Source organism: Nostoc sp. UHCC 0870 (genome assembly GCF_022063185.1).
Taxonomy (GTDB): Bacteria; Cyanobacteriota; Cyanobacteriia; order Cyanobacteriales; family Nostocaceae; genus Trichormus.
Genome location: NZ_CP091913.1, coordinates 1829956 through 1856073 on the forward strand (window position 1 = coordinate 1829956; position 26118 = coordinate 1856073).

Here is a 26118-nt window from a genome sequence, read left to right on the forward strand (position 1 = left end):
GGGCTGAATAATATAGCAAAATGCTAATTTTCTCAAATATTGCCAAGAGTGAGAAAGATGGACTAGTAAGCAAATTCAAGTGTATTTTTTGACTGTATTTGCTCCTATGAGAGTCAACTAAAATTACACAAAGGATTTTATGAAAGCACTATTAATTTACCCTCAATTTCCCCAGTCTTTTTGGTCTTACGATCGCTTTATGCAAATCGCCGGACTCAAAGCCGTCTTACCTCCCCTGGGAATCATTACAGTAGCAGCACTTTTACCGCAGGACTGGGAAATTAGATTTTGCGATCGCAATGTCAATCTGGAAACAGAAGCTGATTGGCTCTGGTGTGACATCGTTATCCTGTCGGCAATGCTGGTGCAGAAACCAGATTTTCATGCCCTGATTCAAAAAGCGGTGCGGTTAGGTAAAAAAGTCGCCGTTGGTGGCCCCTATCCCACCTCTATCCCCCAAGATGCCCTGAACTCTGGAGCGCATTATCTGGTTTTGGATGAAGGGGAGTTGACAGTTCCCCAGTTTCTCGAAGCACTCAAAGAAGGCAAAGAGCGAGGCATTTTTCGTTCCGTGGAAAAACCTGATGTCACCCAAAGCCCCATGCCGCGTTTTGACCTGCTGCAACGGGATGCCTACTTGATGATGGCGATCCAATTTTCTCGCGGTTGCCCCTTTAATTGCGAGTTTTGCGATATTATTACGCTTTACGGTCGTAAACCACGCACTAAAGAACCTCACCAAACCATAGCCGAATTACAATATCTTTATGATTTAGGTTGGCGAGGCTCACTCTTTATCGTTGATGACAACTTTATTGGCAATCAGCGTAATGTCAAACGCTTTCTCACAGAATTGATTCCTTGGGTGAAGCAGCACAACTACCCATTTACCTTTATTACTGAAGCTTCTGTGAATTTAGCAGAAGATGATGAACTGCTACAGCTGATGAAGGAAGCAGGCTTTTATGCTGTCTTTCTCGGTATTGAAACCCCTGACCAAGATAGCTTGCAAGTAACACAAAAACTACAAAATACTCGTAATCCCCTCATTGAAGCCTGTCGTAAGATTAATGATGCCGGGATGCTCATCTATGCCGGCTTTATCCTTGGTTTTGACGGAGAACGCCAAGGCGCAGGAGAACGGATTCAAGCTTTTGTGGAACAAACTAGTATTCCTCAACCGATGTTGGGTATCCTCCAAGCTTTGCCCAACACTGCTTTATGGCATCGTCTGCAAAAAGAACAGCGTTTATTAGAAGGTGTTGGCGTGACTGAGGTGGGAGATCAAAATTCTTTGATGAATTTTATTCCTACCCGCCCCCTAGCAGAAATTGCGCGGGAGTATGCAGAAGGCTTCTGGACGTTATATGAACCGAAAAACTATCTCAGACGCTGTTTTCAGCAATGTCTCAAGATTAATTCGCCTTCTCACCGTCAGCAAACTATGCAATTTTCACCAGGTAAGGGATTGCGGATTGTAGCTCAGGTTATCTGGCTTCAGGGCTTACGGCGACCGGAAATTCGCTGGCAGTTTTGGCGACAACTCTGGACAATTCTGGTGAAAAAGCCTCAAGTTCTCAATATGTATTTAGGTCTATGCGCGGCGGGAGAACATTTTTGGGAGTACCGCGCTTTAGCTAGAGAACGGATTACTCAACAATTAGGCTATGATCCACTCAACGTCCCGGTGTTACCTGAGCCAGAAAGAAGGACTAAAGTCCTCTCTACGAGACGCTACGCGAAGACTACAAACCTTTAATTATTTATTCTGCACTGTAGCTGTAGAGAAGTTCCATGCAACGTCTCTACATCATTTTTTGGTGCAACTTCATAGAGAATTGGTATTAGTTCAAGAAAAATTTGCTTGAGATTGGGTCTTGTTTGAGGGATTGAACAAAATCTTTCAAGGTCATGAATTTGCCATCTAAGGTGAACTTAGGAGTGCCATTTTTAGCAATAATTCTCACTTCACCGTCTTGGATTTGAATCTTATCTTTAATGCTGTCCCATAGAGTATCAAAGCTCTCATCATCCTGGCAACCATTCGCTTCCAGGAAATTTTGACGCACTTCTATTTTGAGCGATCGCGCTTCTGCTACTTGGCTGCGCTCCTCAAAATGCTTAATGACATCTTCATCAACACCTTCTCGCAAGATTTTGTTTTCAGCCTGAACTTCCGCTAACTGAGTTTTGATGGTTTGCAGTTGTGAAATTAACGCGGCTGATCTCTGGTACTCAAGCTTTAAGGCTGCCTTGGCAGCAGTTAATAAGGCTTTATAATCTAACTGCTTTTCTGTTTGAACTTTTTCGGATTCCATATTTATCTCGCGATCGTATTCATTCAGTATTACGCAGAACCAAAGTAAGTAACCAAACAGCATTAATTACTGGACAGCAATTTCAGCATATATATTGGAAAACTGACTCCCGCCACAAATTGAATTTTTAATAGTATCAGCATCAACAACTGATTTATAGAGACGCGATGAATCGCGTCTCTAATTATATGATCCTGGATCTGAAAGATTTGATAAATCAGATGATAATTTGTGTCCATTTTGTATCAAAATTATCTGTAATTCTGTAATTATTCTGGTTTTTGTATGTGACTGGAAAATCTCTATAGCTTGTGCCGTTGATTAATTTCAACTAATCAGCCACAAAATTAATAATGATTATTATTCTTTGGCGTTGGCAACAGACTAAAAAATTGGTGTTGCTGTACTTGATGGGATCTAAAGATTAGTGAGAAAAATTTAACTTTTGTCCAAATTTAATTATTAAAATTTCTAATGTAAAAAGTTAAGTTATTTTAAATAATATATATAACCATGAAAAAAATTGACTAATGCTACCTAGTTGTGCTAACAATAAATATTTGTGACTACCTAATAAAACCTTCAAATTATGTAGCCTGCTGTATATAGTCACAGCCTAGAAATGCTGATAAACTACAACTCCTCAGTACAGCAGCCATATAAAAACAAATAACTAAATAATTGTTAGCCTATCTACTTGGGTGATAGTTCTTGGATGTTTATTATCTTTATACAGGCATCCAAAAGAATAGCCTGTGCTAAAATCAGCGTACCGGCACGACGCAGGTGATGGGAAAAATGCCATGTTTGAACGCTTCACAGAAAAAGCCATTAAGGTAATCATGCTGGCCCAAGAAGAGGCCCGCCGTTTAGGTCACAACTTCGTTGGAACTGAGCAGATCCTCCTGGGTCTGATCGGGGAAGGCACAGGAGTTGCGGCCAAAGTGCTGAAATCGATGGGTGTCAATCTCAAAGATGCCCGCATTGAGGTAGAGAAAATCATAGGCCGGGGTTCGGGCTTTGTGGCCGTAGAAATTCCGTTTACGCCACGAGCAAAGCGGGTTCTGGAACTATCCCTGGAAGAAGCGCGCCAATTAGGGCATAACTACATTGGCACCGAGCATCTGCTGTTGGGCCTGATCCGGGAAGGGGAAGGTGTGGCAGCCAGGGTGCTAGAAAACCTGGGGGTGGATCTATCGAAGGTCAGAACTCAAGTCATTCGGATGTTGGGAGAAACCGCCGAGGTTTCAGCGACCGGTCAATCTGGGCGCACTAAAACACCAACTTTGGATGAATTTGGCTCGAACCTGACCCAAATGGCCACGGATAACAAACTCGATCCTGTGGTGGGACGCGCCAAGGAAATCGAGCGTGTAATTCAGATTTTGGGTCGCCGGACAAAAAATAATCCAGTTTTGATTGGTGAACCTGGGGTAGGTAAAACCGCGATCGCCGAAGGTTTGGCATCACGCATCGCTAACAAAGATATCCCCGATATCTTAGAAGATAAGCGTGTTGTCACCCTAGATATCGGTTTGCTTGTCGCAGGCACTAAATACCGGGGGGAATTTGAAGAACGCCTGAAGAAGATCATGGATGAGATTCGCCAGGCGGGTAATGTAATTCTCGTAATAGACGAAGTACACACCCTCATTGGTGCAGGTGCAGCCGAAGGGGCGATTGATGCAGCGAATATCCTCAAGCCAGCTTTGGCGAGAGGAGAATTGCAATGTATTGGTGCGACAACCCTGGATGAGTACCGCAAGCACATTGAACGGGATGCTGCGTTAGAACGCCGCTTCCAACCAGTAATGGTAGGTGAGCCTTCCGTCGATGAAACAATAGAAATATTATATGGTTTGCGCGATCGCTACGAGCAACACCACAAGCTGAAAATCTCCGACGAAGCTTTAGTTGCGGCAGCGAAATTATCTGATCGTTATATTAGCGATCGCTATCTGCCAGACAAAGCCATCGACTTGGTTGATGAAGCAGGTTCGCGCGTGCGGTTAATTAACTCCCAACTGCCCCCCGCAGCCAAAGAGTTAGATAAAGAACTGCGCCAAATCTTAAAAGAAAAAGATGATGCAGTCCGTTCCCAAGACTTTGACAGAGCCGGGGAACTGCGCGATCGCGAAATGGAAATCAAAGCCGAAATTCGCGCGATCGCCCAAAACAAAACCAACACAGCTGGTGGTGACGGACTAGAACCCGTTGTCACCGAAGAAGACATCGCCCACATCGTCGCTTCCTGGACTGGCGTACCGGTGAACAAACTCACCGAATCCGAATCTGAGAAGTTGCTGCACATGGAAGACACCTTGCATCAGCGACTCATCGGTCAAGAAGAAGCGGTGAAAGCAGTTTCACGGGCTATCCGTCGCGCGCGTGTTGGGTTGAAGAATCCCAACCGACCCATTGCGAGCTTTGTCTTCTCCGGGCCGACTGGTGTTGGTAAAACCGAGTTGGCGAAATCCTTGGCTTCATACTTCTTCGGTTCAGAAGAAGCAATGATCCGCCTGGATATGTCCGAATACATGGAACGCCACACCGTCAGCAAGTTGATTGGTTCACCTCCTGGTTATGTTGGTTATAACGAAGGCGGACAATTAACAGAAGCTGTACGCCGTCGTCCTTACACCGTGGTGCTGTTCGACGAAATCGAAAAAGCCCACCCCGATGTCTTTAATATGCTCCTGCAAATTTTAGAAGACGGTCGGTTAACAGACGCGAAAGGACGCACCGTTGACTTCAAGAACACCTTGCTGATTTTGACCTCCAACATCGGTTCTAAGGTAATTGAAAAAGGTGGTGGTGGTATCGGCTTCGAGTTCGCCGAAGATCAAACCGAATCACAATACAACCGTATTCGCTCCTTGGTGAACGAAGAACTGAAGCAATACTTCCGTCCTGAATTCCTCAACCGTCTAGATGAGATTATCGTCTTCCGTCAATTGAGCAAGCTGGAAGTTACCGAAATTGCCGACATCATGCTCAAAGAAGTATTTGGTCGCTTGACAGAAAAAGGTATAACCTTAGAAGTTAGCGATCGCTTCAAAGACCGACTCATCGAAGAAGGTTACAGTCCCAGCTACGGTGCAAGGCCACTGCGGCGGGCAATTATGCGCCTGTTAGAAGATAGCTTGGCTGAAGAAATTCTGTCTGGTCGTATCAAGGATGGCGATGTCGCCCTAATTGATATTGATGAAAACGGCAATGTGCAAGTTACTTCTCAACAGCGTCGGGAATTGTTACCCCAAGGTGTTGAGTCTTAGTTAAAGTTTGGGATTTGATTCTCAAATAAAAATTAGCAAGCGGTAGAGGGTAAATTCCTCTACCGCTTTTGTTTTCTTGTCGGTTATGGCTAGTACCGCAAGGCGGAATTCAAAATTCAAAATTCAAAATTCAAAATGAATACAGCGTAAGCGTTTCATTGATTTGGAATGGTCTGTTTATTTCCGCCGTGTTGTACTAGGCTGTTGATGTCCAGTATAAAAATATAACTAATGACCGGAATCGAACGTCAAATTATTCTTGATGTTAGACAAGTTGCCAAACACATAGCAGACGCACCTCAAATGCAAAGACTTATTAAACGAGGACTAGCGGCTCATGTATTTGACAGTGATACTACCATGAAGCAAGTCGCTCAAGGCATAATAGAAAATGGAGAGTTCACTGGAATCATTCGCGGCTATGAGCGATACGGAATGTTTTTTAATGAACGGATAGGTTATAGAATCAGTCCAGATGGTAGCCGTATTCCACTTTATTATGGGGAGATAAAAATCAATGCAAACAACAAATACCACGTCATCCCCCGCACCAGACCTAGTGAATAATAACTGGGACTTTACAGAAGTATGGATTGACCCAATGTTATCACCTCCATACCTTCTTTTATTACTCTGTGATAGTAAGCAAAACTGTCAAATTTATGACCCGGCACAGGGTTATAAAATTGTATTTTCCAGTAATAATTATGATGCAGCTAAGTTGTGGTTATTAGAAGATGAGTATGAGCCAATTGAAGGTAGGCTTTTAGCTACAGAATTATTTTAACTGAAGGGATAGGTTATGCAACTTAACTGTGGATATATTCATCCACCTTTTCCTTTAAGTGGTAATTAATCATGCAAATAACTATTCCACCTCATCTACAAAGCACTTATAAATTAATCCAATGCGCTTTTTCTGATGGGATTGAAGCAGAAAATTATGACCTACTTTTAGCATTACTAAGTGAGGAAATGTCAGACAGAAACTTAGCAGAAGTTATCGCCTATTACGTTGGTAAAGATTATAGGATTGTACTCAATGACGTATACCGCGTACAGTCAATTGCTGTTCCGAAAGGTGAAGCTATTAATAATTTAAAAAAAGTTTTACTTAGTTGTGGTTATCAGGATTGGATTCATGAATTATCCTCATGATTTATGAAGCAGCTAAGTTATGGTTACTAGAAGATAAGTATGAGCCAATTGAAGGTAGGCTTTTAGCTGCGGAATTATTTTAATTGAGAGGATAGGTTATGCAACTTAGTTAAAATATATTTAGCAATGATACGAGATTTGTATAATAAATTTTAACCTAGCTTTTCAGATGCTAACCAAATCTGTAATCATATATATGTACTATACTGCTTCTGACGGTTAACTATGACTATCCAGTTTCGGTTTCATCCAGAAAAAGCTGTAGAAGCAGCAGCAAAATTTCTGAAGTTGCATGGTAAGCCTATGAAGTATTTAGGCTTGCTTAAGATGCTATACATAGCTGATCGTATCGCCTTAGATCGCATGGAGCAGCCAATTACGGGTGATCATTATGTGTCAATGGATTATGGTCCTGTTCTGAGTGGTGTTTATGACCTAATTAAAGGTAAACCTGTTGATGGTGCTTTACCTCTTTGGTCTGAGTATATTTATCCTCTCAATGTAAACTTTGTTGACTTACTAAAAGACCCAGGAAATGATGAACTGTGTGAAGAAGAGGAAGAGATTATTCAAGAGGTATATGCAACCTTTGGACATCTTGACCCATTTCATGTTGCTGAATGGACTCATGATTTACCAGAATGGGAAGACCCTCATGGTTCTGCTATTCCCATTCCAGTAGAAGCAATTCTGAAAAATGTCGGTAAATGTGAGGAAGAAATAGAGGTAATTAGACAAGAAGCAAGTCGAGAAGCCTATTTAGATGAGGTTATAAATGTCTAGCATTCCCATTAATGTGGGGGATGCTTTTTTAATAGATACACCTCCCAATGGACAGCATCTTTATATTGCGATCGCACAAACTTCTGATACTAAGTATTTATTCGTCAATATTACCACTCGTAAACCAAATTCGGAAACGGTTTGTATTCTCCTACCTGGTGCAGATGTACCGAATTTTATTGTCCGTGAGTCTGTTGTAGCTTATCAATATGCTCGTGAAATGGATGCTACTATACTTGCAAGTTTAATCACCTCTGGTAGTCCTATTCCCAAAGGTAATTGTTCACCTGCCGTTTTATCAAAAATTCAGCAAGGTGGGTTAATTTCCAAACGTTTAAAAAATAAATATAAAACTTTATTGAAAAGTTATTTGGGCATTGTTTAAATTGAATTATTTGAAGCTATGCTGAAGGCTTATCACTATTAATAATTTTATAGATAACTATAGTAATAGATGCGCTTAGTTTCCGTTAGCTAAAGGCTGGGTGGGAATTTCTATGCAAAACTCACAACCTTTACCAGGTTCAGAAATACACTGAATTTTACCTCCGTGTTCTTCCACAATAATCTTATAGCTAATAGATAATCCTAACCCAGTACCTTGTCCTGGTTGTTTGGTGGTAAAGAAAGGCTCAAAAATCCGCGATCGCACATTTTCTGGAATGCCACAACCATTGTCAGCAATACTAATTAAGATAGTATTATTTTCACTAACTTTTGTAGATATTGTAATTTGGGGATTGACAGTAATTTTAGCCAAAGAGATTGCAGATTTTAGAGCATCAATAGCATTGTTAATAATATTCAAAAATACCTGATTCATCTGCGCTGCATAACACACTACTTTAGGCAGTTCACTATACTCTCTCATAACTTCTATAGCGGGAAAATCATTTTTAGATTCCAGCCGATGTTGTAAGATTAACAGAGTGCTGTCGATACCTTCATGCAGGTCAACAGGCTTCATTTCAGCTTCGTCAAGTCTGGCAAAACTACGTAACGATAAAACTAACTGAGAAATTCGCTCTGCACCTATCATCATTGATTTAAGAATTTTTGGCAAATCATCAGCAATAAAATCTAAGTCTAATTCTGCTAACTGCTCTTGAAATTCTTTCTTAGGCTGGGGAAAATTTCTTTTGTAGCCCTCCACTAATTTAAATAAATTTTCCGTGTGTTCATGAACATAGGTGATATTCCCATAAATGAAGCTAATTGGATTATTAATTTCATGGGCTATTCCAGCTACTAATTGCCCCAAACTAGCCATCTTTTCACTTTGAATTAACTGGCTTTGTGTTTCTTGTAATTCTTTCAGTGCTTGGGCAATTTCTTCTTTTTGTACTTGCACCTGTTGCAAAGCTTCGGCTTGTTGTAGTGCTACTCCTAGCTGTACACCAACTTGAGCTAATAAGTTAGTTTCTTCTTCTTGCCAATAACGCGGTTGAGAGTTTTGATAAGCTACTAGCAACCCCCACAGTTTTTCACCTTGGCAAATCGGGACAAAAATTTCATTACGAGCATACTTACCTGCTTGTGTTTCTGGTAAAAGGAAGCGTTCTGGAATAGGTTGTGGTTTGACTATTGGTTGCCAACCATCAACAATAGAATCAGCTACAAATTCACCACTCCAATCAGGATAAAAGCGATAAATTGCCACTCTTTCGACTGCTAGTAAACCTCGCACTTCTTGAGTAGTGGTTGTAAAAATAGTTTCAATATCTAGAGAGTGGCGGATTTTTTCTACAGTGTTTGCTAATGCTCGTTGGCGTTCCGCAGCTTTGCTGAGTTCGGCTGCTTGGATTTGCGTTTGTTGTAAGTATTCGGCTTGCTGTAAGGCTACACCTAATTGGGTGCTGACTTGAGTAAGTAAGTAAACTTCATCTTCTTGCCAATCACGAATATCAGTATTTTGGTAAACTGCTAACAAACCCCACAGCTTTTGTCCGTGGTATATAGCAATAATTACATAAGCTCTAGCCTGATAAATTTCTAATACTTTGAGGTAGCATTCACTAAAATCTGCATTGTAAATATCATAACAAACCCGATACACTTCGCCTTTCGTGAAGCGACCACCTTCTGTGTCTTGTAAGTAAGTATCTGCTACTGGAGTTTTGGCTAACTCTTTAGCACTACATTCGCTGACATTTTCTCTTAATTCTGGTCGTTGTAACTGTTCATCGATGAGGGAAATCCAACCCTCTCCCACAGATTCAAAGACAAATTCCCCAGTCCAATCGGGATTAAAGCGATAGATGGCTACACGGTCAGCATTGATGAGTTTTCTGATTTCTGCGGTACTGGTGCGAAAAATATTTTCTAAATCCAGGGATTGGCGAATTTTTTCAATAACGATCGCAATTGTTTTTTGCCACTCTGCTGCTTTTTCTCTGGCTTTAGCTTGTGCTAGTTGTGCGGATTGTGCTTTGACTTGTTCTATATAGTCTGCTTGCTGTAAAGCCACTCCTAAATGTTCAGCAATTAATTGCACAAACTCAATTTCGGCAGCTTCCCATTGTCGAGTGCTACTACACTGATGGATGTACAATAACCCCCATAAGTCTTTACCTTTGATTAAGGGAACAGCGATATTGGCGCATACTTGGAATTTTTCTAGCATCTGAAGATAACAATCACTGATTCCAGCTTCATGGATATCAGCCATTGAGGTAATTGTACCTTGGTGATGAAGCCTAGCAAATTCCTCTGTAAGAGAGCGATCGCCCAATTTCGTACCTAATGCAGAAATCCATTGATTTCCCACATCTTCATAGATAAATTCTCCTTCCCATTCCAAGTTAGGAGTAAAACAGAACACCCCAACTCTGTCTGTGTTCAGAGACTGGCGGACTTCCTTTACCGTAAATTTAAAGATGGTATTGATATCCAAAGACTCACGAATTTGGGATATTACTCTAGACAAGGCTGTTTTCATCGTCTGTCTTAAAAATAGGGAATGGGGAATTGGGAATGAATTTATATCTCATAATTCCCTAAGCAGAGGTAAATTTAACGTAGTGAGTGCTGTTAACGGTAGTGTGGGTTTGAGCAGCGTGCTGAGGGGGAGGAAGGATAGCAACTAATGACTTTTACTGTAAAAATTGAGAGACACGATAAATAAATACCGTGTCCCTAGGGAAATATTCTTGGAAAAACTGCGCTTTGTTCCTAGTGAATCATCGCCGCTTAGTAGTGGTGCGTCGGAGTTCACGTTTTTCTTGCTCTTGAAGACGGCGATCGCGCCATCCTGCTAAAGTTAAATAGCCAACACCACCAGTAACTACTACTAGCAGCACTAAGGCGACTAAAGCCAAAATACTCAGAAATGGACTTTCCACGATGCCTCTATAGTCCGTTACGACCCCATACTACCATTGCAATTGACCAAGTAAACACAACTAGTAGTGATACCCAACCCAATGTCAAAATCGCCATAGTTTTACTTCTGAAATGATTTACAAAACGTCTCTAATATTTATCATACTGGTTACTGGGGACTGGGTACTGGGCAATTTTCCCATCTTTATCTCAACTAAAGATGAATCATGAAGCCATACCTAATCTCTCTTCCCAATTTTCAATCTTGATTATGAACCGAATTTTAGATCATCAATACATGGCAGAACGGCTAGAATCCCTTAAAGCCGGAATTATTGGGGGTTTGGCTTTGGGTTTGGCTTTCTTAATTACTAGCTTTGTCAATACCCTGGTGCTGGCCAAGTATTTTCCCATACTCGTAAGTCTGCAAAGAGATTTTAATTGGTATTGGTTAATGAGTGGGGCGATCGCTGGTTTTTCTGGTTTACTATTCGGTGTGACTTACCGCTATATCATCCGCACCGATCAAAATCCACACTTAAACTCTGGTGGTGTGTTGGCTTTTGGTTTGGTGCGTGGCTTAACTCAAATCGAAGGGTTAAATGCTAGTAGTACAGTTTTACCCTTTGTTGTATTAGTAGGTGAAAGTATATTGTGGTTTGCAATGGCTGCGATCGCCCTCGATATCGCTCTCCAACGCTCCTGGGTAAAACCTTTTAGTTGATTTGAACTACGGTGTAAGTGTTGTTGAATGCAGCAACAGCGAAATGAAACTAACTGTAGAGACCTTGCATGATACAACGTCTCTACAGTTATAGGAGAGGGGTTTTCCAGATCCCGTGAAAAGTCATATTTGTGAAACCCTGGAATAAATTTAAAGTGGTAGATAAATTTTAATTTGGAATTTTGATTGGTTCAGGCGATCGCTAACAGTGTTTTATGGTTTTAAATAATCCTTGGGGTTTTCTGCTACCCAACCGAGAGAAGAACTCGAACGAATTTCAAAATGCAGATGGGATTGTTTACCCGTTGGTTGTCCGGTTGTGCCGACAGTTCCTAGTACCTGACCTTTATTGAGTTGTTGACCAACTTTAACTTGAATACTATCAAGATGGGCATAACGGCTTTGCAGTCCACCATTATGGTTAATGATGACGAGATTACCGTAAGTACCCTGTTCTTGAGCAAATACTACCTTACCTGGTGCGATCGCTTCAACAGGAGTTCCCACATCTGCTAACAAATCTATGCCGCTATGGAAGAATACCTCACCTGTATTGGGGTTAATTTGCCAGCCATAGGGTAACGTCACCTCTCTCGCCTGCTGAAAAGGATAGCCAGATAGCTTAACAGAGGTAGTGAACATAGCAGTTTTAGGAGTCGCAGTAAAACCATTAGGCGACCAGTTTACCCCAGGTACAAAGACAATTCTGGGGTCTTGTTGACAACCATTCACCTCAAAGAGTGCATCAGGACGAACTTTAAATCTTGTCGCTATTTGTCGCCAAGTTTGACCGCGAGGTACTTCTACAACTACCCCATTGAAAGGAGGAATTTGTAATTCACTACCCACAGTCGGAAGCGAACCATCCTGAAGAGATGGATTCATACCCACAATCGTTTCAGGAACAAGATTGTAACGCTGTGCAATGCTAACCAAAGTATCACCACGAACCACCTTATGCCGCCGAAAACGAGACAAAGCCGAAATTGGGCAACCCTCAACAGCAGCACTAGCACTATTTGAGTTTGGCATTATAGCTGTTGTTAGTCCAAAAGCACTAACTAAGCCACAAAGGAGAAAAAAACGATAGGGAAAAGTCATGGATACAAGATAAGACAGCCTTAACTTTAGATTTTAGTTTGGGAAATTGGGAATTGTATTTTTTTCCCCCTGCTTCCCCAGTCCCCAGTCCCCAGTCCCCAGTCCCCAATCCCCAATCCCCTTCCTCAAAAAGCTACTGAATGGTGAACTACTCCTAGTTGCCTTGTCTGCGACACGCTGCGCGAACGGCTGAACTAGGAGCTTCTGTAATCGCGGGGGAGTGCCTGAACTTAGACTTTCGCCCAAGAACAGGACTTACCTCCCCTCCTACAGCAGAGACGGTTGAACCTTCCGCCTTGATCATTCTGATACCCTCTGCTCTAATATTTATCGCTGCGTTTCCATCCCTGTCATGATGAGTGTTGCAATGAGGACAAGTCCACTCACGGACATCCAATGACAACTCACCAAGTTGATAGAAACAATTAGAGCAGAGCTTGGAACTGGGAAACCATCTATCAATCTCAACCAACTTTCCACCCTTACGTTCTAGCTTATAGGCTAGAAAGTTGGTGAATGTTCCCCATCCCACATCAGATATTGATTTTGCCAACTTGTGATTACGAACCATGCCTTTGACATGAAGATTCTCTACTATGACAGCTTGGCTATCGCTGACTAACTTATAACTAAGTTTGTGCAGAAAATCTTGCCGCGAATTACTAATTCGCTCGTACACCTTGGCAACAACTCTTCTATATCTATTTCTTGATTTACTTCCTTTTTGTTTACGCGCTAATTTTTTCTGTTTGCGCTTAAGATTTTTTTCATGCTTTGCAAGGTGTTTAGGATTATCATATTTAGAAACATGAACACCGTCAGTTACAACAGCGAAGTGCTTCAACCCTAAGTCAATGCCGTAAATTTTACCCTCTGAAACAACAGGGTTTTCTCCTTCTACCTCAGTGAGTATAGATGCAAGATATTTCCCTGATGGCGTTTTACTCACAGTAACAGTCTTTATTGTCCCTTCAATCGCTCTGTGTATTTTGGCTTTGACTATCCCGATATTTCCGGGGAGCTTGACATCACCATTTACAACCAATACGTTTTGAGGATATTGAATAGACTGTTTTCCAAACTTAGACTTGAACTTAGGAAATCCAGCACGTTTTGCAAAAAAGTTTTTGTAGGCGGTGGTTAGATTGAGTGTTGTAGCCTGTAAAACTTGACTGTAACAATCAGATAACCACACCGTATCTTCGGCTTTTTTGAGTGCAGGTAAAAATGCGTTGAGTGCTGCACGGCTAAGTCCTTTCCCCGTTTCCTTATAAGTCTCAATTGACTTATTTAGAGCGTAGTTCCACCACCAACGAGCGCAGCCAAAAGCCTGTGCTAATTGAATTTGCTGCTCAACTGACGGATATAAACGGACTTGCACAACCTTGTGTAACACTCAACATCACCTCCTTGATATCTGTACTCTACCATAAATGTGTATTGTGGTAAAATACTCAAATAAAATAATTGGGGATTCGTCATACATCTGGAATTTGTTTTTGCATAAGCAAAAAATCAATTCCAGATGCAATCCTCACTTCGTGACGCTCCGCGAACATCCCCCGCTCCCTATCCCCACCTTATGAGTACATTGAAGGTGGGGACTTCCGCGACACGTTAAATTTATCTGTCCACTTCCTGGTGAATTGACTAAACTTATAAATTAGCAACTGCATTGCTGTCCTTCAGCGAAGTCATTATGAATTTATCTTTAAAGCAACTAGCCGCTTACTTGTCTTTATTGGCGATTGGCAGTGGGGCAGGTTTTTTAGGCAGTCGCTATCTTGTACCACAAAATCGCTCGTTTCAACAAATCAAAAATGTCACAGTGGCTTTACCTTCAGAATCTGTGACACCTAACCCTGTGAGTAGCTCTCCAGTGGCTATTGGTGGTGATAATGTCAATTTTATTGCTAATGCAGTACAAAAAGTAGGCCCCGCAGTTGTCAGGATTAATGCTACTCGCAAAGTACCCAATCCTATTTCTAATGCTTTAAACAATCCTTTATTACGGCGGTTCTTTGGCGAGGATGAACAGCCAATTCCCTCAGAACGGATTGAACGTGGTACTGGTTCGGGGTTTATTTTAAGTGAAAAAGGGGAATTGCTAACTAATGCTCATGTGGTGGCTGACACAGATACAGTAGTCGTCACTCTCAAGGATGGCCGGACTTTTGAAGGCAAAGTAGTGGGAGTCGATGATATCACAGATGTAGCTGTCGTCAAGATTCCTGGAGATAACCTACCGACAGTGAAATTGGGAAATTCACAAAATTTAATTCCCGGACAGTGGGCGATCGCGATCGGTAATCCTTTAGGTTTAGATAATACGGTTACTATCGGCATTATTAGTGCCACAGACCGCACCAGCGCACAGGTTGGTGTCCCCGATAAAAGAGTTAGTTTTATCCAAACCGATGCTGCCATTAACCCTGGTAACTCCGGGGGGCCTTTATTGAATGCCCAAGGCGAAGTAATTGGCGTTAATACCGCTATCCGTGCTGATGCTCAAGGATTAGGGTTTGCTATCCCCATTGAAACTGCTGCCCGTATTGCTAACGAACTTTTTACCAAAGGGCGCGTACAACATCCCTTTTTGGGGATTGAAATGACAGATTTATCTCCCAGCAAAAAGCAACAAATCAATCAAGAAAATAAGCTGAATATTCAACAAAAAACTGGCGTTGTGATTAAAGGTGTGCGACCTGATTCACCAGCTAAAGAGGCAGGACTACTCCCTGGCGATATAATTCAAAAGATTAACAATAAACCAGTAAAAACATCAGCACAAGTTCAGAAGCAGGTTGAGTCTAGCACTGTGGGAGATATTCTAGTCATAGAAGTTAACCGCATTGGGAAAATTATCACTGTGCCAGTGCAGTCTGGAGTTTATCCCGCCAAAAAGTAGTCATTAGTGATAGCGTACCCATTTTGGACTATTGACTGTCGTCACTGAGGCTGCGCCAACGCGAAGCGTCCCGCAGGGAAGTGTTGACTATTGACCATTAGACAAATGATCTAACTGCATCCTTTGTTCCATTTGGCGGAGAAAATAACCGGTCATCATAGCCGATGCTAGGATTCCGGCGAGGTTTTCTTTGTCGGTGGTAATTTGGACATTGAAACTTTCTGCGGGGAGCATTCCCACTAACCCTTGCACGTTCTGGGAAATAATTTGTTTTATTTCCGGGCTGACGGACTGAGCAATACGGGCTAGAACTTCTGGAGACTGATGTTGGAGATATTTAAGTAACTGATTGGGGTTTTCCCCAAAGTTGTCAGAAAGCAGTTGGTTGGGGTGTTCCTCGGAGTTATCGTTCAAAAAGTCAGGATCAAACACCATTGGCAATTTTTTTTAGCTTAGTTGCTAATTCTACTCTAAACCATAGTACAAGGGTAGTGGGTAATTGGGGATTGGGCATTGGATTTTCCCCTACACCCCTACACCCTTACACCCCCACACCCCTAATCTCTATTCCCCTGTTTCTAGTTCTAGTTCTAGTTGTTGTTCTTTCTCATTTTGGGCAAGAATTTGGGGGAGTTGTTCAATTTGGAAATATTGATGAAATTTTGGGGTTACTTGTAGCGAATAGGAACGGGATTCGTTATCTCGGCGTTTGCGAATAAAACCTAGTTCGACTAGTTCGGGAACGTGTTGATATACTCCTGAGCCGCGTAGGTTGATTAAATCGCTTTGGAGGATAGGACTATTAAGAGCGATCGCCGCTAGGGTTCGCAATGCCCCTAGTCCTAATTCTACGGGAATCAGCGTTTGTACTAATTCATGGAAGTCAGGCCTTAGTTGCAAGCTGTAACCAGCCGGCGTTTCTACAACTTCCAAAGCACCCTCTCGGTGGGCGTAGTTGTCCATTAGTTCAATTATGCCTTCCTCGACCGTCGCGCGATCGCAGGCGGCATACTCGGCGATTTCACCGAGTGATAAAGGCTTACCCTTCAAATAGAGAATCGCTTCTATCTTAGTCGCTGTGGCTGTATTCATTTATTCCAGAGTCAAGAGTCATTAGTCATTAGTCAATAGTCATTAGTTGTTAGTAATTGACTATTGACTTTAAGCTGCTTTATTTTTTTTCAGGCTGAAAGATTTATGTTTGAGAAATGTGTGGGATTATACCTCTTTTATTATTTTAAGTCAATATTAAAACCCCACAACTGATGGAAATTCACGCCTCATAAGAATGCTTTTTCCCTACTCAGTGCCTACTACTGAGGATAAATTCTGCGATCGCTAAGTCTTGGGGAGTTGTCACTTTCAAATTTGTCTCTTCTCCTTCCACAATTTGCACTGCGATGCCGCATTTTTCAAACAAAGCTGCATCGTCGGTGACTTCCCAACCTTGACTAACGCCTTCAGCGTGGCACTGTTTTAACAGTTTGACATTAAATCCTTGGGGTGTCTGTGCTGCCCAAAGATGACTACGGTCGGGTGTACTTTGAATTATGCCATTTCCATCCACGACTTTGATTGTGTCTTTCACTGGTACAGCCGCAATTAAGCCCGAACATCGACGAATAGCTTGGGCGCAGGCGTTCAGTAAATCTGGTGTTGCTAAACATCTAGCCCCATCGTGAATTAAAACTTGTTCTGCCTCCTGTGGTAGTGCCTGTAAGCCGTTATACACCGATTCTTGACGGGTAGAACCGCCGATAATTAACTCCACTGGTTTAGTTAGCTTTAAGTTGGCGAGAATTTCCTTAAATTCTGGCCAGTCAGTGGGTTGAGAAATAATCCCAATCCAAGTTATTTCGCTGGCTGCTTGTGCAGCTAGGAGAGTCCAAGCCAGAATAGATTGCGATCGCACCTCCAAAAGGAGTTTATTCCGTTGACCTCCCATCCTTTTGCCGACACCTGCGGCTGGAATTAGTAAATACACAGCATTCCTCAAACTTAATATTGGGGATTGGGGACTGGGGATTGGCGACTGAAACCCAATCTAAAATCCAAAATTTAAAATCGAAAATTGAATTACCCAATTCCCAATTCCCAATTCCTAATCGTTAACACCTAATATTCACCTAAAATAAGGAGCGAGTAAGCGTCAATAATTATTATGCGAGTAGTAGCCCTTGTACCTGGTGGAATTGGCGATCAAATTCTCTTCTTTCCGACTCTAGACGATTTGAAGAGATGTTATCCAAACGCACAACTAGATGTCGTTACCGAACCCCGGTCAAAGGCTGCCTACCGGGTGAGTAAGTCAGTCAATGATGTACTGGTTTTCGATTACAAAGACCGTAATAGCCTGGCAGATTGGGGCAACCTCGTAGGCACAATTCGCGATCGCGAGTATGATGCAGCCATTACCGTTGGTCAAAGTTGGTTAGTGGGTCTTTTCCTCTGGTTAACCGGAATTCCCACACGCATTGGCTACCAAGGTAAAGGCTCTGGATTTCTCACCAAAACTGTACCGTTTAACGCATCCCAGTATGTAGCAACAACTTACCATGACTTGCTGCAACCATTAGGTATTAGCACCACTAACCCAGAGTTAGTAGTAAATGTGCCTAAACCTGATATTGAGTGGGCGCAAACAGAACAAAAACGCCTAGGAGTAAATGAAACAAGTTATGTATTGATTTATGGCGGTGCTAGCTGGGTATCCAAACCCCAGGCGTTGGATCTTTACCCGCTAGATAAATGGCAAGAAATCATTCAAGACTTTCAAACTAAACAGCCAGATTTACCTATAGTAGTCATTCAAGGAGCGAATGATGAAGCATTAGTGCGATCGCTCCGAGATTTATGTCCCAATATTAAGGTGACTACCCCTGAAGATATCGGCAAGTTAGCAGCAATGATCGCTGGAGCTAGCTTGATGTTAACTACTGATAGTGTGCCATTACAACTCAGTGTAGCAGTACAGACTTACACCATTGGTCTGTTTGGTTCTACAGAGCCAAGCAAATTGTTACCAAACAGCGACAAGTTTCTGGGTATCAAATCTCCTACCGCAACAGTGGCAGATATTTCTCCCAAAACAATTTTACAAAAAGTCTGGGGAGGGTAAAAAGTGAGTGCTGAGTGCTGAGTGCTGAGTGCTGTTAGCGGTAGCGCGGCGTTTAGCCGGTGCTGAGTAATGAGTAATGAGTTAGGAGTTAGGAGTTAGGAGTTAGGAGTTAGGAGTGCTGTTAGCGGTAGCGCGGCGTTTAGCCGATGCTGAGTAGTTAGTTATGAGTAGGGGACAAGGAAGACAACGGAAAAGAAATGTTTTCCAGTCCCCAATCCCCAGTCCCCAGTCCCCAGTCCCCAGTCCCTCAAAATAGTGCAAAAAAGGCATCATCTAATTCGTAACCTAGCATTTGCGCCATAGATTTAATCCTCGCTTGCCAGGGAATGTCTTGTTGTTTCAACCAGTCACTCAAAAGAAAAACCTTGTGCATCAAAAAGATTTCTAGAGCTTCGGGATTATACTGAATACCTTCTTTTGCACTAAATTGATGCGGTACAAGCATAGCAGTATAACGAGCCAGTTCTCCGGCTTTCCAATCTAATAAAAATGGCAACCAGGGATATTTGGCATCTAACCGTACAAACCACAGGCGTAATTCAGGGATTTCTGACAGTTCGCGAGGATCTCCTGGTTCTAGGGGATAGTTGATATCAAACTGCAACTGCTGTTCATAGTTAGCGTAGACGCTTTGTGTTTTGTCTTGGGTTGCTCCTTCTTGTAGCAGTTGATTAATTACCGTATCGATGGGGGATAAATCCAGGTTGTTAACAGAATCGGTATTGAGTGCGATCGTGATTGTCATAGACTCAACAGCTACTTTTTGTACAGAGTGGTAGACTTGACAATTCACAGTACCAGCTTTCTGCAATTGCCGCTATATTCAATAATTACATTAGCGTAGCGGTGCATAGCCTATTACCAACCAATTTTACTGGTACAGTCGCCAATATCCGTTGGCTTTGCCATAATTAATGATCTAATCAGTAATTATCTATGGCTGCTTGCTAATGACAGACAACCAAGTCAAAATTCACCTGCTCGTTGGTATCCAGGGTTTGACGTTGTTGGTTTTCTATACAGAAGACTGTTGGCAGTTTCGAGTTTTAACCGTGGACGGTGCTGTTTTTGGACAAGGAAAAGTCTATTACAGTAGCCACGCCGCAGAAAAATATGGATGGGAATGGATTCATCAAAATTTTCAGGAATGAATGCTTTTTCTGATCAAACAGGGTGCGATCGCCTAATTTATATACTTTATTTTGGTTGAAATTGAAGTTAATCTGCTGTGGATAATGCCTAAGAAAATTAGAGAGTTAAAACAATGGCTACGTCAAGTAGGTTTTACTGAACTCCCAGGAAAAGGAAGCCACTCTAACTGGATACATCCCTTATATGCTGGAAAACTAACCGTATCAGGTAAAGATGGTGCAGACGCTAAACTATACCAGGAAAAGGATGTAAAACAAGCTATAAAAGAGGTAGAGGAGAAACAAGGGCAGGAGAAGCAGGAATATGAGTAAATTTAAGTATCAAATGTTGATTCAATGGTCAGAACAAGACAATTGCTTCTTGGTTGGATTTCCTGATTTTCCTGGACAGCATTGGCGGACTCATGGTGATACTTATGAAGAGGCTGTGACGAACGGCATTGAAGCCTTAGAGTCTTTAATTATGGCTTATGAAGCAACAAATGAGCCACTTCCAGAGCCAACTGTTAATCAAGCCGCCTAATTGTGCTGGTTGTATAATATCTAAAAACCTGATGCTGATGCTGTCTTCATTTTGAATTTTGAATTCACGGCGGTACTAGGTAGTTTATAAACAACATATTAAATGAAAACCTACGACTGGATTGTAGTTGGCGGTGGAATTACGGGTGCGACACTCGCCTACGAATTAGTCAAAATAGGCTTGAGTGTACTGCTATTAGAAAAAAACGAAATATCAGAAAATGCTACTCGTTACAGTTATGGTGGACTGGCTTATTGGTCAGGAAGCACACCACTAACTTGCCAATTATGCCAAGAAGCGATCGCGCGTTACCAAATTCTGTCTCAAGAGTTAGACGCTGATATTGAGTTACGGGAATTAGATTTATTGCTGACTATTGCTGCCGATAGTGACCCCCAAGCAACGGCTGCATTGTATGCTAACTGTGCCACTCCACCGCGTTTAATCAGTGTGGAAGCCGCTTGTGAACTAGAACCATTGCTAAATCAGGAAGCGGTTTCTGGTGCTTTAACTGTCAAACATGGACATATTCACCCCCAAAAAACAGCACAAGCTTACATCCAGGCTTTTTTACGTGGTGGTGGTGAAATGCAAATCACCGAAGTCTTACAAGTAAAATCAGGTAGTGTTACAACTACTTCTGAAAATTACTCCTGTGGAAATGTGGTTGTGTGCGCTGGCGGATTTAGCCGTAATTTATTAAAAACAGCAGGAATTCCGATCAAACTGTATTTTACCCATGCAGAAATTATAGAAACCCCACCTGCTAATTTACAGCTAAAAACTTTAGTCATGCCAGCCAATCTGCAAAGATTTAAATTAGAAAGTACATCTAAGACAGATGATAAATTATGGGATGAAGTAGGTAATCAACCAGTACCACCAATATTAGATGCAGGTGCAATTCAGTTTCAAAATGGTAGTTTGCGCCTAGGTCAAATTAGTCGTGTGCTGACAGATCCTTATGCAAATGTAAATTCAGAGGAAAGTGAAAATTGGTTAAGAAAAAGTATTACTAAAGTTTTACCTAAATTGGGTAATTTACCAGGAACTTTACATCATTGTTTAGTAGCATTTAGTAGTAATAATCTTCCCTTAATTGGTGCTATCCCAGGATATGATGGTATTCATATTTTTTCTGGGTTTAGTAATCCTTTAGTTTTTGTACCTCCTTTAGCACAGAGATTTGCTAAATTTATTACTAGCAATGAAGATGAGATTATTGTTCAATTAAATATAACTAGGACTAATATTTGATTTTTAACAGATAAATAGTCCAGTAGGGTGTGTTAGCGACAGCGTAACGCACCTTACCCAACGCCTTAGGTGCGTTACTTCTAGCTTTGTGATAATATTAACTATATTGAATTATGAATTACGAGTTAATTCTGGAATTTTTAGCTCAATATCATCAGTAGCAATTAAAGTTGCCGCTTCTTGTAAAAGCTCCTTTTGCTCTTGATGTATAGCTTCTAACCTCAGAGATATTTCTGCTAATCTTTGCTGTTTTCCTTGATTAACTGCTTCAATTAACACTGGTGTTGATTCTGTTGGTTGATGATTTATTGATTTTTGTATAACTGAATTGAAAATTTTAACTAAAGAGGAAAAGCTAAATTTAAGTATAGTTAGAATTAAGTTTAAAGGTACTTGCAGAATTGACCAACTAGCTCTTTCAATTAAGCCCATAATGGCTTTGATAATGCTCCAGATGAGAGTTAGTCCAAACAGTAATGCTACTAAACCAATAATCGGATGATTTGCTGCCCAATCTATTATTTGTACTAAACGCCACAATGTTGGATGCTGTATCAACCAATCATTAAAAGCAGAATTAATCCCTACGCTGGGATTTGCTAAGGCTGTTTGAATAGCTTTTGAGGTCATATGCTTAACTTGTTCAACATTTTGCACACCTTGACTTAATATCTGTGTCGCTGCATCAATAGTTTTATCAGCTGTTGTTGTAGCAGTTTCTTGTAATGATTGCCTAAGTGTCTGTGCAGAGTTAGTCAAAGAATCAATCGTTTGATGTGCTAAACCCTTTGCTGTTTGCCATTGTTGCCAAATTTCTTTGGATAATTTCATATCTATTGCAAGTGTCATAAGCAATTCAACATTTAGAGAATGTTTGAAAAGTTTTGATGGGTCTAACTCTTCTTCATTTTGAATTCAAAAAAGGTCATCGCTCAATAGCTACTTTACCTCGTATTTGTCCTATAGTGGTTCTCGCTTTAGTGATGTACAAGAACCCCACCCCCAACCCCCTCCCCGCAAGCAGGGCTACGGTGTATACACCAGTTATCGAATCACTATCATTCCTCGAATTACCCCACCCTAACCCTCCCCTTGGAAATGGGAGGGAACTAGATTTTCCTGTTTCCCCCCTTTCCAAGGGGGGATTAAGGGGGGTAATTCGACTTCTGTGTACACCGTAGGCAAGCGGGGAGGGGGCTATGATATACCTCATGTGATTAGGAAACCGCTATACTCCCAATACCCAATGCCCAGTCAACAAGAGGAAAAGGGGCTGGGGGCTGGGAGCGAGGGAGAAGAGCGGGAAGGGGCTTGTACTACAAACGAGAAGTGCTATATATTTTCTAATTCTCTGATAATTCCCATTGTCTCTACACTCACCGTGCAGACTCGCAGCAGTAAATCTATCACTTGTTCTTTATAATCTGCAAAGTTATAAGTATTGAACTTTGCCGCTATTGTCGCATCTTTGGGTTTCTTTTCTTTATATTGATCTAATATCCATTCTAAGGCAGAACGATTACCGAGGCGATATTCCCAAGCTATTTGGGGGATACCTTCTAGGCTGGTAATATCATCTAAAATAATGCTTCCCTTGGCTGTATCAGCTTTGAGTTTTGGTTTTGGTGTTTTTTGATGGTTTTGATTTGCAGGTAAATCAATCCTTTTTAAAGGGTATGGTTTTACTGTTTCATAATTGATATGTAAATCCATTAACTTTTGACCGCAGCTAACCCATTGATGAAAGTTTTCATAGAAAGGTATACGGGGAAATTCGCGTTTTAGGTTAATTTCGTATTTGCTGCGATAAGACGGGTGATGTAGAACGGCGTAGGTGTAATGAAATATATCGAGTTTGGTAATGGTAGAATCTTGGTAATGGTTTTGAAATTGTTTTAACCCCCAATCGGTGATATTTTCAATACGGTTTCCTTCTTTGTCGTAGCGGTAAAGAGGAAGACATTGAGTACCGCCAGAAGCAGGACTAACTGCATTCAGATCAACAACCGTATTAGCTGATATTACAGTAAAAGGTTTAGCTTCTGGTTGTCCCATAAAACCAATAACTTTATTTTTTAGTTCATTCTTGGTAAAAATGTTGGACATTTGGTAAGTTCTACCATTAAAGTGATAGTCAAAATAAAGATATTTTTTGATAAAAGGTCTATATAGACTAGAACTAATACATTTAGCATCAAAGTTCTTAGCTATGCTTCTTTTTAAATAACTCAACATATCTTCATCCCATTTGATGTCACAATCTAACTCTTCATTAGTTCTGCGTTTACGTTCATATACATCTACAAAAAACTTCATCTTGTTTTCTAATTTAGACTTGGAGAAGTCATACACCCATTCATCACGTTGAGTCTTAATACCTGAAGAAAATAATTGAAATATAGCCTGTTCAGAGTCACCAGCCTTAACATCTTTACTAACAAGAGGGATGAGATCATCAAAGTCATTATCTGATAAATTAATCCAATTATTTTTATTATCAGGGTGAATATGTTCAAAAGCCAAAGCATCAAATTTAGTTTTAGCTAAAAAATCTAGCTTTGCTTCTGCGGAATCTTCAGCAATATTTATATAGTAAATTTTGCAAGGTACACTAGTTTTACTTCGCTTCTTCACCATAAAGCTAATAGCTGTACCAACTTTCACCCCAAACACACTACCAGACTTATCACCCGTGCGGATATTTCCACCTAAATCAATAATATAAATTTCGCTAAATTCTTCAGCTACAATTTTTCTAAATCCGTCAAAAGTCTTACCATCAATAAACGAAGAATTAGTAATTAAAGCTAAAATCCCATTTTGACTAATCCGGTCAGAAGCCCATCTCATAAAACGGACATACATATCATATAATACAATTTGATTCTGGGCTGTGCCGCGCTTAACGTATGTGTCCTTAATACGCTTATCTACTTCAGGATAGGTACGATTAGCATTTTGATCATTAAAATTTTCCTGTTTAGCATTATAAGGAGGATTACCAATAATTACTGAAATATCAGCTTGATTTTGTCGCTTAATTCTTGCGGTGTTCTCCACACTCATAGCAAACAAATCTAACTGCTTACCTGCAAAAGATGTATGTTCTAGAGAATCAACAAAACAAATATGTTCAAACTCCTGATATTCATCCATCTTTTGTTTATAGGTATATTCAATATTTAAATTAGCAATGTAATAAGGTAAAATTGCCACTTCATTACAATGAATGTCATTTCTATATTTATATGAGAGACTCTGCTGAGGTAAATAATCAATTAATTCGGTGATAAAAGTACCTGTACCCGTAGCCGGATCTAAAATTTCGACATTTTTATCCGCCAGTAACTTACCAAAATTTTTATGTACTAAAAAATCTACACTTTCAATCATAAAGCGTACAACTTCATTAGGAGTATAGACAATTCCTAACTTATCAGCCGCTTTGGGATTATAGGCTTTATAAAAGTTCTCATAAAGTGATTTTAAAAATTTCTGCTTCTCATGATGATTGTAAATATTAGCCGCAGTTCTTCTAATTACGCCATAATAACGCTCAATGGTACTAAGCGTAGTTCTTTTAAGACTACCTGTAAAGAAACTATTTATGACTTCTTGCAAGTCACGAGCAATATTATTTTCCCGATGAAATTGGGATTCATTAAAAATATTGAGAAAGATATCCTCAGTGAGAATGTGCTGAATTATCATTTCCCGCACATCTAATAAAGTTACTTCCGGGTTAATTGATGATTTGCAGATATCCCAAAATTTTGTCCTGGCTGCTTGAAAAGGTAGATTAACTTCAGCTTGATGATCAATCAAAGTTCTGAGAGCAATTAAAATAGTGGGTAAATCTGTCTTAAATTTAGTAATTGCTTCTCGAAAATCTTCAACTTCAGGACGAACATAATTAATAAAATTGGTAATTATTTCATCTAAAGCATCAGCATCTTTCATCGGGATGCGCTGAGTTTCTTGTCCACCCTGAATTAATACGGCTGTTTGGGAATCTTCAAATAAAATGTTACTATCTGGGTAGCCTTTAGATAATTTCTTGTAAATTTCCTGGTCTAAGTTATCATCTTCATCTTTACTTTCCCAGTAACCCCAATCTAGCCGTAAAGCATCTTTAACCGTACCATCAGGATAGACAATTTTACCGCTAGGCGTTCTGTAATCTAATTCAGGAATTAATCTAAATTCTCTGGATTTACAATATTCATTAACTAAGTTTTGAAAAGCTACGCGAATAGATGTTTCTTTGCGTGTTCCGCCGTAATAAATAATCTTGTCTACTTCTGTGTAATATTGCGAAACTAGAAGCTTGGACATACTTTGTAATTTATTTATATTTTTGCGTATGTCTAATTTAATTTCTAGTATCAGAAACTACCTGAGTATAACTACATAATAAGCATCAATTTTGAATTTTTGTGATTTTTTTATCTTAAATTTGACCGTATTTACACTTGAAGAAC

The 26118-nt window shown here is 40.7% G+C and carries 26 protein-coding genes; 14 read left to right on the forward strand and 12 right to left on the reverse strand.

Annotated features, from left to right (window positions below):
* The first annotated feature begins 139 nt into the window (after positions 1-139).
* Positions 140-1759, forward strand: coding sequence for a B12-binding domain-containing radical SAM protein (locus L6494_RS07985; RefSeq protein WP_237993565.1), 1620 nt, complete (start codon positions 140-142; stop codon positions 1757-1759).
* Between the two features lie 85 nt (positions 1760-1844).
* Here L6494_RS07985 and L6494_RS07990 read toward each other — a convergent pair whose 3' ends face one another.
* Positions 1845-2318, reverse strand: coding sequence for a hypothetical protein (locus L6494_RS07990; RefSeq protein WP_237993566.1), 474 nt, complete (start codon positions 2316-2318; stop codon positions 1845-1847).
* An 803-nt stretch (positions 2319-3121) separates the two neighbouring features.
* On the opposite strand from L6494_RS07990, the gene L6494_RS07995 reads away from it, so the two are divergent.
* The 6 genes from L6494_RS07995 (at position 3122) to L6494_RS08020 (ending at position 7919) form a co-directional block, all read left to right on the forward strand.
* On the forward strand, positions 3122-5593 hold the full coding sequence (locus L6494_RS07995; RefSeq protein ID WP_237993567.1) for an ATP-dependent Clp protease ATP-binding subunit: 2472 nt from the start codon (positions 3122-3124) through the stop codon (positions 5591-5593).
* A gap of 231 nt (positions 5594-5824) precedes the next feature.
* The gene (locus tag L6494_RS08000) at positions 5825-6160 is read left to right on the forward strand and encodes a DUF6972 family protein (RefSeq protein WP_237993568.1); all 336 of its coding nucleotides are present in this window, start codon (positions 5825-5827) and stop codon (positions 6158-6160) included.
* Positions 6111-6380, forward strand: coding sequence for a hypothetical protein (locus tag L6494_RS08005; RefSeq protein WP_237993569.1), 270 nt, complete (start codon positions 6111-6113; stop codon positions 6378-6380). The genes L6494_RS08000 and L6494_RS08005 overlap by 50 nt, the downstream gene beginning before the upstream one ends.
* Before the next feature lie 71 nt (positions 6381-6451).
* A complete protein-coding gene (locus L6494_RS08010; RefSeq protein WP_237993570.1) occupies positions 6452-6751 on the forward strand; it encodes a DUF3349 domain-containing protein in 300 nt (99 codons plus the stop codon).
* Positions 6752-6976: 225 nt separating this feature from the next.
* Entirely contained in the window at positions 6977-7534 is a 558-nt protein-coding gene (locus L6494_RS08015) for a Panacea domain-containing protein (protein ID WP_237993571.1), read from the forward strand.
* On the forward strand, positions 7527-7919 hold the full coding sequence (locus tag L6494_RS08020) for a hypothetical protein (RefSeq protein ID WP_237993573.1): 393 nt from the start codon (positions 7527-7529) through the stop codon (positions 7917-7919). The genes L6494_RS08015 and L6494_RS08020 overlap by 8 nt, the downstream gene beginning before the upstream one ends.
* A 75-nt stretch (positions 7920-7994) precedes the next feature.
* Here the strand turns inward: L6494_RS08020 and L6494_RS08025 are convergent, their stop codons facing one another.
* The 3 genes from L6494_RS08025 to petN all read right to left on the reverse strand — a co-directional run bounded on the left by L6494_RS08025 (position 7995) and on the right by petN (position 10972).
* Positions 7995-10472 (reverse strand): GAF domain-containing protein, encoded by a 2478-nt coding sequence (locus L6494_RS08025; protein ID WP_237993575.1) that lies wholly within the window; start codon positions 10470-10472, stop codon positions 7995-7997.
* 241 nt (positions 10473-10713) lie between these two features.
* Positions 10714-10875, reverse strand: coding sequence for a hypothetical protein (locus tag L6494_RS08030; RefSeq protein WP_237993577.1), 162 nt, complete (start codon positions 10873-10875; stop codon positions 10714-10716).
* A gap of 7 nt (positions 10876-10882) precedes the next feature.
* Entirely contained in the window at positions 10883-10972 is a 90-nt protein-coding gene (gene petN, locus L6494_RS08035) for a cytochrome b6-f complex subunit PetN (protein WP_010998401.1), read from the reverse strand.
* A 154-nt stretch (positions 10973-11126) separates the two neighbouring features.
* On the opposite strand from petN, the gene L6494_RS08040 reads away from it, so the two are divergent.
* Positions 11127-11579: a hypothetical protein gene (locus L6494_RS08040; protein ID WP_237993579.1), complete on the forward strand. Its 453-nt coding sequence runs from the start codon at positions 11127-11129 to the stop codon at positions 11577-11579.
* A 213-nt stretch (positions 11580-11792) separates the two neighbouring features.
* Here L6494_RS08040 and L6494_RS08045 read toward each other — a convergent pair whose 3' ends face one another.
* Both L6494_RS08045 and L6494_RS08050 read right to left on the reverse strand, forming a co-directional pair.
* On the reverse strand, positions 11793-12680 hold the full coding sequence (locus L6494_RS08045; protein WP_237993581.1) for a peptidoglycan DD-metalloendopeptidase family protein: 888 nt from the start codon (positions 12678-12680) through the stop codon (positions 11793-11795).
* Between the two features lie 154 nt (positions 12681-12834).
* Entirely contained in the window at positions 12835-14076 is a 1242-nt protein-coding gene (locus L6494_RS08050) for a transposase (protein WP_237993583.1), read from the reverse strand.
* Between the two features lie 303 nt (positions 14077-14379).
* Between L6494_RS08050 and L6494_RS08055 the strand changes: the two genes are divergently transcribed.
* Positions 14380-15588, forward strand: a complete 1209-nt coding sequence (locus L6494_RS08055; protein ID WP_237993585.1) for an HhoA/HhoB/HtrA family serine endopeptidase — start codon at positions 14380-14382, stop codon at positions 15586-15588.
* An 87-nt stretch (positions 15589-15675) separates the two neighbouring features.
* On the opposite strand, the gene L6494_RS08060 is transcribed toward L6494_RS08055, so the two are convergent.
* The 3 genes from L6494_RS08060 to ispD all read right to left on the reverse strand — a co-directional run bounded on the left by L6494_RS08060 (position 15676) and on the right by ispD (position 17572).
* Complete coding sequence (locus tag L6494_RS08060; RefSeq protein WP_237993587.1) at positions 15676-16023, reverse strand: DUF760 domain-containing protein; 348 nt, start codon at positions 16021-16023, stop codon at positions 15676-15678.
* A gap of 129 nt (positions 16024-16152) precedes the next feature.
* Entirely contained in the window at positions 16153-16680 is a 528-nt protein-coding gene (scpB, locus tag L6494_RS08065) for an SMC-Scp complex subunit ScpB (protein ID WP_237993589.1), read from the reverse strand.
* A 211-nt stretch (positions 16681-16891) separates the two neighbouring features.
* Positions 16892-17572, reverse strand: coding sequence for a 2-C-methyl-D-erythritol 4-phosphate cytidylyltransferase (gene ispD, locus L6494_RS08070; RefSeq protein WP_237993591.1), 681 nt, complete (start codon positions 17570-17572; stop codon positions 16892-16894).
* A gap of 177 nt (positions 17573-17749) precedes the next feature.
* Between ispD and L6494_RS08075 the strand changes: the two genes are divergently transcribed.
* On the forward strand, positions 17750-18706 hold the full coding sequence (locus L6494_RS08075; protein WP_237993593.1) for a glycosyltransferase family 9 protein: 957 nt from the start codon (positions 17750-17752) through the stop codon (positions 18704-18706).
* A 247-nt stretch (positions 18707-18953) separates the two neighbouring features.
* Here the strand turns inward: L6494_RS08075 and L6494_RS08080 are convergent, their stop codons facing one another.
* On the reverse strand, positions 18954-19451 hold the full coding sequence (locus L6494_RS08080) for a CRR6 family NdhI maturation factor (RefSeq protein ID WP_237995896.1): 498 nt from the start codon (positions 19449-19451) through the stop codon (positions 18954-18956).
* Positions 19452-19656: 205 nt separating this feature from the next.
* Between L6494_RS08080 and L6494_RS08085 the strand changes: the two genes are divergently transcribed.
* The 4 genes from L6494_RS08085 (at position 19657) to L6494_RS08100 (ending at position 21637) form a co-directional block, all read left to right on the forward strand.
* The gene (locus tag L6494_RS08085; protein ID WP_237993595.1) at positions 19657-19857 is read left to right on the forward strand and encodes a hypothetical protein; all 201 of its coding nucleotides are present in this window, start codon (positions 19657-19659) and stop codon (positions 19855-19857) included.
* An 84-nt stretch (positions 19858-19941) separates the two neighbouring features.
* Positions 19942-20169 (forward strand): type II toxin-antitoxin system HicA family toxin, encoded by a 228-nt coding sequence (locus L6494_RS08090; protein ID WP_237995898.1) that lies wholly within the window; start codon positions 19942-19944, stop codon positions 20167-20169.
* The gene (locus L6494_RS08095; RefSeq protein WP_237993597.1) at positions 20162-20380 is read left to right on the forward strand and encodes a type II toxin-antitoxin system HicB family antitoxin; all 219 of its coding nucleotides are present in this window, start codon (positions 20162-20164) and stop codon (positions 20378-20380) included. The genes L6494_RS08090 and L6494_RS08095 overlap by 8 nt, the downstream gene beginning before the upstream one ends.
* Positions 20381-20482: 102 nt before the next feature.
* Complete coding sequence (locus tag L6494_RS08100; RefSeq protein ID WP_237993599.1) at positions 20483-21637, forward strand: NAD(P)/FAD-dependent oxidoreductase; 1155 nt, start codon at positions 20483-20485, stop codon at positions 21635-21637.
* A gap of 111 nt (positions 21638-21748) precedes the next feature.
* Here L6494_RS08100 and L6494_RS08105 read toward each other — a convergent pair whose 3' ends face one another.
* Positions 21749-22486 (reverse strand): hypothetical protein, encoded by a 738-nt coding sequence (locus L6494_RS08105; RefSeq protein ID WP_237993601.1) that lies wholly within the window; start codon positions 22484-22486, stop codon positions 21749-21751.
* 483 nt (positions 22487-22969) lie between these two features.
* Positions 22970-25972: a type ISP restriction/modification enzyme gene (locus L6494_RS08110; protein ID WP_237993603.1), complete on the reverse strand. Its 3003-nt coding sequence runs from the start codon at positions 25970-25972 to the stop codon at positions 22970-22972.
* Positions 25973-26118: the final 146 nt, after the last annotated feature.

Coding starts and splice junctions, on each gene's coding strand:
- L6494_RS08075 (WP_237993593.1), top strand. CDS start 17,750: ATGCGAGTAGTAGCCCTTGTACCTGGTGGAATTGGCGATCAAATTCTC.
- L6494_RS08060 (WP_237993587.1), bottom strand. CDS start 16,023: ATGGTGTTTGATCCTGACTTTTTGAACGATAACTCCGAGGAACACCCC.
- L6494_RS08000 (WP_237993568.1), top strand. CDS start 5,825: ATGACCGGAATCGAACGTCAAATTATTCTTGATGTTAGACAAGTTGCC.
- L6494_RS08105 (WP_237993601.1), bottom strand. CDS start 22,486: ATGACACTTGCAATAGATATGAAATTATCCAAAGAAATTTGGCAACAA.
- L6494_RS08025 (WP_237993575.1), bottom strand. CDS start 10,472: ATGAAAACAGCCTTGTCTAGAGTAATATCCCAAATTCGTGAGTCTTTG.
- L6494_RS08045 (WP_237993581.1), bottom strand. CDS start 12,680: ATGACTTTTCCCTATCGTTTTTTTCTCCTTTGTGGCTTAGTTAGTGCT.
- L6494_RS08100 (WP_237993599.1), top strand. CDS start 20,483: ATGAAAACCTACGACTGGATTGTAGTTGGCGGTGGAATTACGGGTGCG.
- L6494_RS08020 (WP_237993573.1), top strand. CDS start 7,527: ATGTCTAGCATTCCCATTAATGTGGGGGATGCTTTTTTAATAGATACA.
- L6494_RS08015 (WP_237993571.1), top strand. CDS start 6,977: ATGACTATCCAGTTTCGGTTTCATCCAGAAAAAGCTGTAGAAGCAGCA.
- L6494_RS08085 (WP_237993595.1), top strand. CDS start 19,657: ATGACAGACAACCAAGTCAAAATTCACCTGCTCGTTGGTATCCAGGGT.
- scpB (WP_237993589.1), bottom strand. CDS start 16,680: ATGAATACAGCCACAGCGACTAAGATAGAAGCGATTCTCTATTTGAAG.
- L6494_RS07995 (WP_237993567.1), top strand. CDS start 3,122: ATGTTTGAACGCTTCACAGAAAAAGCCATTAAGGTAATCATGCTGGCC.
- L6494_RS08010 (WP_237993570.1), top strand. CDS start 6,452: ATGCAAATAACTATTCCACCTCATCTACAAAGCACTTATAAATTAATC.
- L6494_RS07985 (WP_237993565.1), top strand. CDS start 140: ATGAAAGCACTATTAATTTACCCTCAATTTCCCCAGTCTTTTTGGTCT.
- L6494_RS08090 (WP_237995898.1), top strand. CDS start 19,942: ATGCCTAAGAAAATTAGAGAGTTAAAACAATGGCTACGTCAAGTAGGT.
- L6494_RS08080 (WP_237995896.1), bottom strand. CDS start 19,451: ATGACAATCACGATCGCACTCAATACCGATTCTGTTAACAACCTGGAT.
- L6494_RS08040 (WP_237993579.1), top strand. CDS start 11,127: ATGAACCGAATTTTAGATCATCAATACATGGCAGAACGGCTAGAATCC.
- L6494_RS07990 (WP_237993566.1), bottom strand. CDS start 2,318: ATGGAATCCGAAAAAGTTCAAACAGAAAAGCAGTTAGATTATAAAGCC.
- L6494_RS08095 (WP_237993597.1), top strand. CDS start 20,162: ATGAGTAAATTTAAGTATCAAATGTTGATTCAATGGTCAGAACAAGAC.
- L6494_RS08110 (WP_237993603.1), bottom strand. CDS start 25,972: ATGTCCAAGCTTCTAGTTTCGCAATATTACACAGAAGTAGACAAGATT.
- L6494_RS08005 (WP_237993569.1), top strand. CDS start 6,111: ATGCAAACAACAAATACCACGTCATCCCCCGCACCAGACCTAGTGAAT.
- petN (WP_010998401.1), bottom strand. CDS start 10,972: ATGGCGATTTTGACATTGGGTTGGGTATCACTACTAGTTGTGTTTACT.
- L6494_RS08055 (WP_237993585.1), top strand. CDS start 14,380: ATGAATTTATCTTTAAAGCAACTAGCCGCTTACTTGTCTTTATTGGCG.